Below are 3,426 nucleotides of genomic sequence, written 5' to 3'. Positions count from 1 at the left end.
CAAACTTCAAAAAGTTAGGCCTAAAAAAAATAATAACATCTTGTTATCGAGAACAAGTGAGAGATTTATTTAATACAGAAGAAGATGAAAAGGGTTTTTTCTTTGAATATACAGGTACAGAGAGAGAAAAAAATAAACCTATTTCCACTGACATTGTTTACTTTAATGGGAATGGAGATTTTCGTAGTCCTGAAAGTATTGAACTATTAAACAAGTCTGATGTTGTTGTTACTAATCCCCCATTTTCATTATTCAGAGAATATGTAGCTCAATTAGTTAAATACGACAAAAAGTTTTTGATCATTGGCAATATTAATGCAATAACCTATAAAGAAATTTTCAAACTAATTAAAGAAAACAAAGCCTGGTTAGGAATAAATCTTGGTAGAGGTATTTCTGGTTTCATTGTTCCCGAACAATATGAACTTTATGGAACAGAGGCTCGTATTGACAATTCTGGAAATAGGATAGTTTCTCCAAATAATTGTTTATGGTTAACAAACTTAGACACATCAAAGCGGCAGGAAGATATAGCTCTCACAAAAAGATATTTTGGCAATGAAGCTGAATATCCCAAATATGACAATTATGATGGAATTAATGTCAATAAAACCCAAGACATTCCCTTAGACTTCAAGGGGGTTATGGGTGTACCAATAACATTTTTACATAAATTTAATCCCGACCAATTTGAAATAATTAAATTCAGGAAAGGGAATGATGATAAAGATTTATCAGTAAATGGGAAATGTCCTTATTTTAGAATACTAATCAAGAATAAACGAATACAAACAGAATATATTGATTTAACTGACAAAGAAAAACAATGTATAACTCAGTCCTAGGGTGCGTTCCCTAATGCAAGTCCTGCTGCTCCAGCGATCGCTTTTGGGGAACGCACCATGCACATTGATGGCAGTGCGATCGCCGTTATCCTCTTGATTAAACTTTAAAACTGCCATTGCTTGGGATAGGAACGCCAAGAGCGATCGCTTTTTGGGAATGAAGAGGGGCGATCTCTCTTTGTGAGTTGGAAAGTTGTCATCGATCCGCGATCGCGGATGTCATTATTGCCCAAGCAGAGTAAAATAAAAGTCTGTATTGAAAAAAGGGAAAGTAACAATGCCGCCAACAATGCAATTTAGTCAAATCTTAGAAATGATTGACTATCTCTCTTTTGATGAACAAGATGACTTGATCAATATTGTTAAACATCGGCAAATCGAAAAAAGACGAGAACAAATTGCTCAAAGTATTTCTCAAGCTCGACAAGACTATCAAAATGGTAATGTTTTTCGAGGAGATGTTGATTCCATCATTGCCGAACTAAACAATGATTAACTTGGTTTTTAGCCAATCATTTAAACGCGCTTTCAAAACAAGGATTAAACGACAACCTGACTTAAAATCAAAAATAGAAGCCAAATTGAGACTACTCGCTGACGATCCCTATAATCCAATATTACGCACCCATAAACTAAAGGGGAAATTGTCAGGTGCTTGGGCTTTTTCTGTCGAATATGATTGTCGAATTATTTTCAATTTTGAATCAAACCCTGAAACCCAAGAAGAAGAGATCAACCTAATTGATATTGGAACTCACGATGAGGTTTATTGAATATGATTTTTTATTATGTTAGCAAGGTTTCGGAGTTGGTGATCGCTTTTTGATGATGGGAAAGGGCGATCATGTATAATCCAAAATATTATGAACTAGATACAAAATCTCGATAAAATGGAGATAGAATGGGACAATAATAAAGCTGCTGCCAACTTGCTCAAGCATAAAATTGATTTTGAAGATGCAAAAAACATTTTTCTAGATCCCAACTGTTTGGAAAGAGAAGATAAACGTGATTATAATGAAACTAGAATTCAAGTAATCGGTATAGTTAATCAAGTAGTTTTATTGGTCGTCTATACCAAAAGAAACGGCAGATACCGCATTATTTCAGCAAGGAGAGCCAATAAAAATGAACGACGACAATATTACCAGACTCAGACTTGATCCCGAAAATGTTAGTCATGGTAAGACAGATTGGGAAAAAGTTGAAGCAATGACTGAGGAAGAAATTGACAAAGCAGCCGAAGCAGATTCGGACTGTCTCCCCCTATCTCAACAAGAATTAAATGAGTTTCACCGTACATCAATCACAGATGCCGATCTTGTAGTGCGATCGCTGTCATCTTGTTGATTAAACTTTAAAATTGTCATTGCTTGGGATAGGAACGCCAAGTGCGATCGCTTTTTGCGGATGAGGAGTGCGATGCCGAAGGCACTGCGTAGCAGATCGCTGATCTTGTCGTTTAGGTCGAGGTAACAAAACCCAACAAGCTTTGTTATAATATTTTTGTCATAAAGCAAGACTTATAAAAATAGATTTATGCCAGAAATTACTCGATTTTATGGAATTATCATTAAAATCTTTTTTGCCGATCATCCACCTCCCCATTTTCATGCGATTTATGGAGAATATAACGCCCTATTTAATCTGGAAACCTTAGAAATAATTGAAGGAGACTTACCTAATAGAGCCACAAAAATGGTTGTAGAATGGGCAACAATCTATCAATCAGAATTATTGAAAATGTGGAACACTCAAGAATTTAATAAATTACCACCTTTGAAATAAAACAATGCTTTACCCCAAAATAACATCAGCCGAAATCATTGAAAATTATACTCTATTGGTGCATTTTTCTAATCATCAAGCTAGAAAATATAACTGTGAAAATCTACTAGAAAAAACGATGTTTTCTTCCCTTAAAAACTATACTTTCTTTAAAAACTTTCAACTTGATCCATCAGGTAGCGGAATCGTTTGGAATGATGAAGTTGATATAAGCGAGTATGAAATTTGGATCAATGGAATTGAACTATGATTGCCGATCTTGTAGTGCGATCGCTGTCATCTTCTTGATTAAACTTTGAAATTGTCATTGCTCGGGATAGGAACGCCAAGGGCGATCGCTTTTTGGGGATAAGGAGAGCGATGCCGAAGGCACTGCGTAGCAGATCGCTGATCTTGTAGAAACCCAACATTACTTTTTCCCAGATTACCACCCAATATCTGAGTTATAATTAATACCATCCATTCTACACCTTAATCAAATAATTTAAATTATGTCTGCTACAATTCGTGAAGAACTTCACCAACAGATTGACCGATTACCTGATGACATTGTTGAAAAAATTGCCAACTTTACCCGATTAATTTCCCCTGAGCCAAACGACATTCCAGAATATAGTAATTGGCAAGATGAAGACTGGCAAAAATTTTCATTAGAGAACTCCATAAAAAAGATGATCCAATAGTCAAGTGGTTTGATAAGGGATTTCCACAAACCACTTTGGCAAATGGGGAAGTCGATTAATCTGTTTTTCCAACTCTGCCATTGCCTTCTGAATCAACTTTACCCCAGTGT

8 protein-coding genes are annotated in these 3,426 nt (G+C 35.6%); all 8 read left to right on the top strand.

Annotation, left to right across the window (positions count from 1 at the left end):
• The coding region (locus IM509_RS16685) for an adenine-specific methyltransferase EcoRI family protein (protein ID WP_287717190.1) at window positions 1-845 on the top strand (845 nt) is incomplete at its 5' end.
• Window positions 846-1,122: 277 nt separating this feature from the next.
• Window positions 1,123-1,341: a hypothetical protein gene (locus IM509_RS16680; protein WP_004159878.1), complete on the top strand. Its 219-nt coding sequence runs from the start codon at window positions 1,123-1,125 to the stop codon at window positions 1,339-1,341.
• Window positions 1,334-1,618 carry a type II toxin-antitoxin system RelE/ParE family toxin gene (locus tag IM509_RS16675; RefSeq protein ID WP_052276670.1) on the top strand — a complete coding sequence of 95 codons (285 nt, stop codon included), beginning with the start codon at window positions 1,334-1,336 and terminating at the stop codon, window positions 1,616-1,618. The genes IM509_RS16680 and IM509_RS16675 overlap by 8 nt, the downstream gene beginning before the upstream one ends.
• Before the next feature lie 117 nt (window positions 1,619-1,735).
• Window positions 1,736-2,008, top strand: a complete 273-nt coding sequence (locus tag IM509_RS16670) for a BrnT family toxin (RefSeq protein WP_052276671.1) — start codon at window positions 1,736-1,738, stop codon at window positions 2,006-2,008.
• Complete coding sequence (locus IM509_RS16665) at window positions 1,974-2,195, top strand: hypothetical protein (protein ID WP_052276672.1); 222 nt, start codon at window positions 1,974-1,976, stop codon at window positions 2,193-2,195. Before IM509_RS16670 ends, IM509_RS16665 begins: the two co-directional genes overlap by 35 nt.
• A gap of 189 nt (window positions 2,196-2,384) precedes the next feature.
• The gene (locus IM509_RS16660; RefSeq protein ID WP_002736965.1) at window positions 2,385-2,633 is read left to right on the top strand and encodes a DUF4160 domain-containing protein; all 249 of its coding nucleotides are present in this window, start codon (window positions 2,385-2,387) and stop codon (window positions 2,631-2,633) included.
• A gap of 4 nt (window positions 2,634-2,637) precedes the next feature.
• Entirely contained in the window at window positions 2,638-2,883 is a 246-nt protein-coding gene (locus IM509_RS16655) for a DUF2442 domain-containing protein (protein ID WP_052276673.1), read from the top strand.
• A 241-nt stretch (window positions 2,884-3,124) separates the two neighbouring features.
• Window positions 3,125-3,316 (top strand): hypothetical protein, encoded by a 192-nt coding sequence (locus tag IM509_RS16650; protein ID WP_072926194.1) that lies wholly within the window; start codon window positions 3,125-3,127, stop codon window positions 3,314-3,316.
• Window positions 3,317-3,426 lie beyond the last annotated feature (110 nt).

The organism is Microcystis sp. M31BS1 (genome assembly GCF_020245285.1).
GTDB lineage: Bacteria > Cyanobacteriota > Cyanobacteriia > Cyanobacteriales > Microcystaceae > Microcystis > Microcystis panniformis.
This window is presented reverse-complemented; position numbering and strand designations above follow the sequence as displayed.